Consider the following 8,044-nt stretch of genomic DNA (forward strand, 5'->3'; position numbering starts at 1 on the left):
TCACTCACAGGCCCACCCTCCATCGGTAAGCCTCTGAATCACAACCGCTCGCTCAGTTCAATAAATTAATAGGTCCTGAGCCTAGATGCCATAAGTGTGGCCTCACAAACAAAAAGAGAAAAAATTATAGATATGCTAAGAAAATGCAATTTTATTGAAAAGAAAATCACGGCAAGAAGCACAGTGTGACAGATGGCGATCATATACATAGCGTTTTTTGCGCCCGCTCTGCTGACCATCACTCCCCCTGCAATTGTGCCACATAATCCCGAAACAACACCGCCAATACCGTTAAAAATACCAACAGCATTGAGAGGAATACCGTGGTCAATCAAAAAGGGCCCTGTCAAACCCTGCACTAACCGACCACTCATTTCATACGTAATGGTCAGAACGATACCACACCATATTTCTTTTCTTCCAAGAGCCTTCAGAAGACCGGGGCGCGATTCCTGAGAACTGGCTGAAAAAATCTTCCCGTTTCCAGATTATAAAAGAACATGGGGGTAGTAAGACTTAGGACAATAAAAGCCATAATAAAGCAGTCGGCTCGCCACCCCAAGGCGCCATAAAGGGTTACAAAAATACTCCCGCCTAATACCAAACCAATATAGGCGCCCCCAACCTGCGCCATATTGCCTGTCCCCCTATTTTTTTCGGAGATCTGTTCAATAAGGAATGCATCACAGCTAATATCTACGATTGTTGCAGAAACTGCCGCGCACAAAAGGAGCACGAACAGACCCGAAAATAAACGAGGGGGTCAGAATGCGATGATACATAATAACCCAGCAGTAACACACTCCCCTACCAGGATGATTTTGCGCGAATGTCTTCGGCCAGTTGTCGAAATACGCAACCTTTCAACAGGCTGCGCCCACAGGAATTTTATAGCCCAGATCAGCATCACCAATGAGAGCAGGCCTATTTTCCCTAACGAGACATGCTGACTGCGCAGAATGGTTGGCAAACCGGCAAACGTAAGCCCACCCAACACGCCTTGCGCGATGTAAATACCCCAGATTGGGGGAAGAACCCCGATGTTGAACAGAGGAACTGAATCACTTTTCCTGCCGATGCCACTCATTATCTGGCAGTATCTCCCATGGCAACCTTAAGGTTGAAGCCGACAGTTCTGCCAAAACTGATCTGCGCCACATTTCCCGCAGGCCCTGTAAAGGCATAGGTACGGTATAGTTTGTCGGTTACGTTGTTCGCATAAACCATTACCTCGTAACGGCTCCCGAAAGACCAAGTTGTTCTCAGGTCTAGCTGTGTGTACGTAGGCTGTTTTAGCTGGTTGGCAATATCAAAATACTGCGGCCCAGTTACACGCAAATCCAATCCGGGTTCAATACGCCCAAAACCCGTTTGAAACCGCGTTGAAAGATGCCCCGCAGCCATAAACTCAGGAACGTAAGGCATACGCAGGCCAGCATAGTTATTGCCTGCGCCATCATTAAAGCTATCGAACTTTGAGATTGTTCTATTGCCATCTGCCCCAATAATCCAACCGGGTCTGAACTCCCACTGAATCTCCCCTTCCACACCACTGGCATGGGCGCGTGCCGCACTGGCAATTGTCTGGTAGCCTGCTGAACCAACATAGACCTGCTCATTCTGCAGGTGATTATAAAAATATCCGACTCTTGCAAAGAATTGTTTATGACGGTACACTGTCCCTATCTCGTAACTCAGCTCCCGTTCCGGATTGTAGGATGTTGCATCTGCAATACTTGTCGGGGCGTAGTTAAACCCGGCAGGCTTGTAGCCCTGACTGACCCGACCATGAAGATGCCAGCCCGGCAAAGCTTCATAATCAAGAGAAACGTTACCGAGACTCATGTTCTGATTACGGCTCTTATTGCCCGCATAAAGCGTTTGCCCGCCATAGGTTGAATTGAACGCTATGCTGGACAAATCGCGCGAGAGACGACCACCTAGTCCCAGATCCAGATTTTTCAAAATATGCCAATAAGCATTGCCATAAAGGGCCACTGTTTCAGCACGGTTATGCGATGCGGTCAGTGGGTAGGGCATGTAACTTGGAACATAAGCGGCTGTCTGGCTTGTGCGGTCCTGATATGTTGTCTGATGATAAAACCCCGTTACAACATCAAAAAAACGATGTTTACCTTCAGTGCTCAAACGCAGTTCCTGCGTATTGGCACTCCACTGCTCCGGCTGCGTGGAAATATACGAATAGTAAGGAAACGAACGCGAAATATCGCTGTCCTGCCATGAGGCTATGGCGCTGAGTTTCCACCCATCAAAATGATAGGTGCCGTGGAGGGATTCGTCATGTCCACACCGGCTCAGGCGCGGGTCGGGAGTGCCCGGCACAACGCTTGCCACTTTACGGTCCCGCAAATGGTTGAAACCCACATAAACATCCTGACTCCCGTAACTGCAGGAACCATCAACAGCAAAGGCCAACTCCCAGGGCTGATCGGTTGGCGCAAGTCGCAACGTGGCGCGCCCTCCACGGCTTTCAAAACCACCAAGGCGTCTGGAACCCGTGGACGGATTACTCACATTGCCCTGCTGCTCCTGAGAAGTCAGGGCAATGGAGCCATAAAGCCAGTCTTTTATCAGACTGCCGTCTGCCGTGCCGGTTACATGGTAACCATAACGGCTTTCCGCCCCGGCCTCGAACGAGGCGTGGGCACGCGGACCGGGCTGGCGCGTTGCAATATCAATCACGCCGCCTTCCGCACTTTGGCCATACAGGGCCACCTGTGGTCCGCGCAGCAGTTGCACGCTCTCAATACCAATAAGAGACTGCATAGCGTTAATGGGAAGCACGGGAACATCATCCACATAAAAGGTTGTAGCTGGATGATAGAGGTCCTGCGCTGAGGTAATACCGCGCACTGTAATGGCAGGGAAAAGAAAGCTCCCCGAGCTTTGAATCTGCACACCCGGTAACACGCGCGCCAAATCATTCGTGTCTCGAACCTGTTTCTGGCGGAGTTGCGCGCCAGTCACAAACTGCCCGCTTGTGCCCGTCTGGTCCAGCCGCCGTGGCTGCCGCACACCAACGACCTCCAGATGTTCCTTTGCGGCTTTTGGCGCACTTGTGTTGTTTTTGACCGCTATTGTTTCTGCCTGTGCAGAACAGGACACAAGAACCCCGCCAGCCATCAGGCCTTTATAAAGTTTCTGATGCCACTGCGCTGTTGTGTGAGTATTAAAGTAAGACATATCCTGTTTTCCAAAGAGAGTAAGGGTCAGTTCAGTGGACATTGGGGGCAACCCATGACCTGGGGCGCTGTTGTGCGTGCCAGAGCCGGGCATAGGTGCTGTTGAAAGACATAAGGGCCTTGTGCGTGCCACGCTCCACGATGTGGCCGTTTTCCATCACCCAGATTTCTTCGGCCTCCTGTGCAATCCACAGGCGGTGAGCAATTGTGATTACTGTGCGATCCCCGCCAATGTGCTGTAGGGTGCTGCGAATGGCAGCTTCGCTCATCGTATCAAGCTGCGAGGTTGCTTCGTCCATCACCAGTAAAGGTGCGTTCATAAGCAGTGCACGCGCTATGGCGAGGCGCTGTTTCTCTCCACCAGAAAGTGCTGTTGCCGCTGCCCTGATCTCTGTGTTCAGGCCATGCGGTAGATGCTGAATGAACTCATGGGCATGAGCCTGTTTGATGGCAGCCAGCACAGCTGCTTCAGAGGCCGCTGGGTAACCAAGGCGAATATTGTCGGCTATTGTGCCTTCAAAAAGATGTACATCCTGAGGCACCAGAGTAATGCTCTGGGCAAGCATACTGCGGTCCATACTCCGCAGATCCACTCCCGCTATTGTAATAGCTCCTGCACCAACGTCCTGCAGGCGAAGAGCCAGATGTGCAAGTGTGGTTTTGCCAGAACCCGAAATACCAACAAGTGCAATTTTTGTGCCTTGCCGGATTGTTCCTTCAATCGGAGCAAGGCCACCAGCTGAGGGATTATCGGCATCAAAACGAACAGAGACTTTTGAAAAATGCAGGTCGTAGCCATCCGGCCTCACGGCTGTTTCAGTCTGGGTCATGCCGGGTCGGGCCATAATCTGGCTCATACGGTGGAGTGTATTCCTCGCAAAACGTAACCCAGCAACCTGGCCTGCCAATTCAACAACACAGCGTGTAAAGCGGTAGGTCAGTATAATGGCTGCAAAAACAGCACCAGCGGAGAGACCTTTTTGCTGAAAACTCATGACCAGCACGCCAATGGCAAGCGCCATTCCGGTCTGGGCGGCAAGGGCATACCCCATAATGGCAGGTGCGGGAGCGACCTCAAGCGCCATCTGGGCTGTTTTCAAGCTGTCTGTTGCCGCCTCTGCACGAGAGGAAATCTGCCCCTGCGGGTCAAAAAAACGGATCTCACCCGCACCTTCCAAAAGCGTCAGTGCCGCCTGTGCATAAGCGTCCTGCGCAGAGGCAAGACCGGCATCGGCTTTATCCAACAGACGAAATGCCAGCAGCATCATAGCGATAACAACCGGCAAACTGAGTGCCAGAACGACCGCCGCAGGAACTGAAAGGGAGCCGATCAGGGCAAGCAGCAGAACAGGCAAAGCCATACCGGGAATGACAACACCCCACAGATGGGTAAAAATGTCCTGCACAGCTACAAAACGGCTTGTCATGAGGTCCAGCAGTCCGGCACGTTCGTCTAGCAACTGCCGCTGGGCCGGAAGCGCCATCAGATGATCAAGCAAGCACAGCCTGATCTGTGACATGGCACGATACGTGCCGGTAAAATCTTTTACCAACCCCTGGGCGCGAAACAGCGCTTGCAGGCCAAAAGCTACGGCCAGACCTAACAGGATCATGAGCACACACGTCATACTGCCGCGCCCTTCGGCCATCCATTGCACGCTGAGCAGTAACAGGACATAGCCTGCCGCTTCAGCCACAGAGGATGCCAGACCATACACAAACCCTGCGCGCAACGCGGGGTCGGCAACAAGAGTGCGCAACAGAACCTTGTAGTATCCCTTCATGGCATGGCTCCATCGCCAAACTGGTGACGGGCATAGGTTCCATAAAGTGCAGATTTTTCCATGAGGTCTTCATGGCACCCCAGAGCAGTCAGGTGCCCATGCTCCATAACCGCAATCTGCGCAGCCTCGCGCACAGTGGCAAGCCGATGCGCGACAATAAGGATCGTACGCCCCTCAAGCGTGCGCGCCAGAGCTTTCTGAATATGGAACTCCCGTTCCGGGTCAACAAAAGCCGTTGGTTCATCAAGCAGAATAACAGGTGCTCGACTAACAAGTGCGCGTGCAATAGCCAGCCTTTGGCGCTCACCACCAGAAAGGCGGGCACCGTTCCGCCCGATCGGGCCATTCAACCCAAAACGTTTGACACACCCCAAAAGATCGCATTCTGCCAGAACATTCATCAGGTCACTTTCAGCAAGGTCCGGGCGATACAGAAGGAGATTATCCGCAAGGGAGTGCCCAAGAAGAACAGGATGCTGGAATACTGGGCAAACAAGCTGCCCAATAGCTTGCGGCGCAAGTGACTCAAGGTCCTGACCGCCAATTAAGACACGGCCGGATGTTGGTTTGAGATTGCCTGAAGCAAGCTGCAAAAGTGTACTTTTACCCGCCCCACTGGCCCCAACAATGCCAGTTACCTGCCCCGCAGGACATGTTAGCGAGAAAGACGTCAGCACATTCTCATTTTCAGGGCGTTCAAGACTGACATTTTCAAACACAACATCGTAGTGCCCGCCTGCCTGTACCGTAACTGAGGAGTGCAGTGCTGCGTCTTGCGCAGTATTCTCTATCTGGAGTGCGTTAAGGCGTCCCAATGTTGCACGCAGGCGTGGAAGCGTGCCTGAAACAAACATAAAACGCTGAAGAGGCGTCATCAGCCCCATACCCAGCAGAATGGAAAACAGGCAGTCAGGCAGGCCAAGACCCTGCGCCATATGCAGGAACATCGCGCATGGCAGCACCACAAGCAGGTTTGTGCCAACGCACATAAACACCATGACATAACTCCATCTGGAGCGGTACGTCATATCGCACGCCAGATGCGCCACATCCTGCAAGGCCTCTGTCAATAGGGGCAGAGAACTCGGAGGTCTGTTAAAAACCTTGAGGGTCATCAACCCTTCCAGACAGGCCATGATGTTCTGGTTGATTCTGACATCTGCCCGATGCCATGCCCGACCATTGCCAGAGGCAACACGCCCGATCTGCCGCCAGGCCCATGCGGCTACTGGCAATAGTCCGACGCTGGCCAAAGCCATGACTGGGGAAATAACCACCAGAAAAAGCAGGCTGACCACAACTGTCACAAGGCTGATAATTGTATCGGGGAAAGTATGCGCAATGGCCGTCTCAAATTCGGCACTGTCATCAAGCGCCAGTTTTTTTAACATTGCTCTGTGACTGGTCGTATAATCAGCCGGAAGTCTTTGTGTGAGATTTAAAATAGCCCTACGTAAATCCCTGACCACATCAAATGCCAACCTGTGGCAGAGCACAGATGTTGCCCCCTGACACAGAAACGGCAGAAAAACGGCGGGGAGCAGAAACAGCGCAATCCGCGTAGCCGACTGGGCAGGAAGAGAACGAAAAAGCTGGCTTAGAACAACAAGTGGGATAAGCGCGCTCAGGGCTGTCAGAGCAGAAAAAACACTGACTACATAAAACCGTGCTTTATACTGGCTTATATAATCAGAAATACTCAAGCGGTCAGATGAACGATAGGACATATGCAGGGCTTTAATCTGTTCCGGCAGTTAGAAAGGCACCTCCCTTCATGATCGGAGTTGACGCTCATCGCTACCGCGATCGAACCAAACCATTGCGATCCGGTCCTGTAATTGATAATCATTCTTATTATTTGCAACTCTGAGGCCATAACGCTCATGTCCGTAGAGATTTTGTCGCGTGTTTCACGCACGCAAATGAAGCAGGCTCATACGTTTTCTCCGTCCTCTTACAAGAACGTGGACAAACTCGGCGATGAAGCGGCCTTACAAGGCCGGATGCGCACATTCATTCTTAGGGAGGGGCTGGAGCTCGGTGTGTTCGACCTCTATGCGCGCAAGGACTTCATGGGCACTTTTTCTGCCTCCCCCCAGCTTGTTGTCGTACTGATTACTGAGGGTGTCGCTTATGGCACTTTCCAGCATCGCACCGATCACGCGCCCTCTCCGCGTTTGAACTACCAGATGGGGGACGTCATTGTTGCTTGTAATCTGACCGCCGGAGAAACAACCTTTGGGCTCACAGCAGGCCAGAAGCTCAGCGGAATAGAACTCAGGGTCAGCTTTGATCTGCTGGAACAGCTTATGCCTGGCTTTCTTACTCGGGCGGCATCCCACGACAGGCCTGTTCAGGTTATAGGAAAAGCCACGTGCTGGATGGCACGCCTCTCACGCACATTCACGCTGGGCGCTACAGCACGCACACTCCGGGCAGCAGCCGCGGATGGCAGGCGCTCTCTTATGCTGGAAGGGTTTTCCTTATGCCTGCTGGATGAAGTGCTGGAAGCCTTTGATGGCGATAAAGAAGCCACACTCTGGCGTCAGGCTGGTCGCTACGAAGCCTGTATTCGCGAAGCGGCCGCGTTACTGACTACCCACCTCGCCGAGCCATGGACAATTAAAATGCTCGCAGAGCGGGTCGGCCTCTCTGAGAAGCGTTTAAAAGACGGGTTTCAAAAATACTATCAGAACAGTCCGTATTGTTTTTTACAAAAAGCTCGCATGGATATGGCTAAATCCTTACTTATGCGCCAAACCACAAGCATAACAGACGTCGCTTTACAGGTTGGATATTCAAACAGTTCGCACTTCGCAAAACTCTTCAAACGAGAGTTTGGTATTAGTCCATCCAAGGTACCCATGAACTTTTAGAGCCTGATTCGAAAGTCTTTCAGCACTGACAATGTCTTGCGGTTCTGCAAGTCAGCAGGCGGATTGAGGCGATCAAAGTCCACGCTGTTGACGAAGCTATGGACTTTTCCCAGTCTTTGGCGAGCCGCCTGCAGCGACCGAGCCAGGCGAATGTTCGTTCGACCACCCAGCGGCGAGGCAG

Annotated in this window: 7 protein-coding genes; 1 reads left to right on the forward strand and 6 read right to left on the reverse strand. The window is 52.2% G+C overall.

Going from position 1 to position 8,044, the window contains the following annotated elements:
* Positions 1-65: 65 nt before the first annotated feature.
* From FKW19_RS13980 to FKW19_RS14000, 5 genes are all read right to left on the reverse strand, one after another.
* Positions 66-335: a hypothetical protein gene (locus FKW19_RS13980; RefSeq protein ID WP_123809151.1), complete on the reverse strand. Its 270-nt coding sequence runs from the start codon at positions 333-335 to the stop codon at positions 66-68.
* A 428-nt stretch (positions 336-763) separates the two neighbouring features.
* Positions 764-1,087: a hypothetical protein gene (locus FKW19_RS13985; protein WP_089179610.1), complete on the reverse strand. Its 324-nt coding sequence runs from the start codon at positions 1,085-1,087 to the stop codon at positions 764-766.
* A complete protein-coding gene (locus FKW19_RS13990; protein WP_150176359.1) occupies positions 1,087-3,246 on the reverse strand; it encodes a TonB-dependent receptor in 2,160 nt (719 codons plus the stop codon). Before FKW19_RS13990 ends, FKW19_RS13985 begins: the two co-directional genes overlap by 1 nt.
* On the reverse strand, positions 3,236-4,987 hold the full coding sequence (locus FKW19_RS13995) for an ABC transporter ATP-binding protein (protein ID WP_089179612.1): 1,752 nt from the start codon (positions 4,985-4,987) through the stop codon (positions 3,236-3,238). Before FKW19_RS13995 ends, FKW19_RS13990 begins: the two co-directional genes overlap by 11 nt.
* Complete coding sequence (locus FKW19_RS14000; protein ID WP_089179613.1) at positions 4,984-6,714, reverse strand: ABC transporter ATP-binding protein; 1,731 nt, start codon at positions 6,712-6,714, stop codon at positions 4,984-4,986. The genes FKW19_RS13995 and FKW19_RS14000 overlap by 4 nt, the downstream gene beginning before the upstream one ends.
* A gap of 156 nt (positions 6,715-6,870) precedes the next feature.
* Between FKW19_RS14000 and FKW19_RS14005 the strand changes: the two genes are divergently transcribed.
* Positions 6,871-7,863: an AraC family transcriptional regulator gene (locus FKW19_RS14005; RefSeq protein WP_089179614.1), complete on the forward strand. Its 993-nt coding sequence runs from the start codon at positions 6,871-6,873 to the stop codon at positions 7,861-7,863.
* Positions 7,864-7,882: 19 nt separating this feature from the next.
* On the opposite strand, the gene FKW19_RS14010 is transcribed toward FKW19_RS14005, so the two are convergent.
* Positions 7,883-8,044 (reverse strand): transposase (locus FKW19_RS14010; protein WP_150225424.1); only part of this gene is annotated, 162 nt, incomplete at its 5' end.

This window comes from Acetobacter sp. DmW_125128, from assembly GCF_008704325.1.
In the GTDB taxonomy this organism is placed as follows: domain Bacteria; phylum Pseudomonadota; class Alphaproteobacteria; order Acetobacterales; family Acetobacteraceae; genus Acetobacter; species Acetobacter oryzifermentans.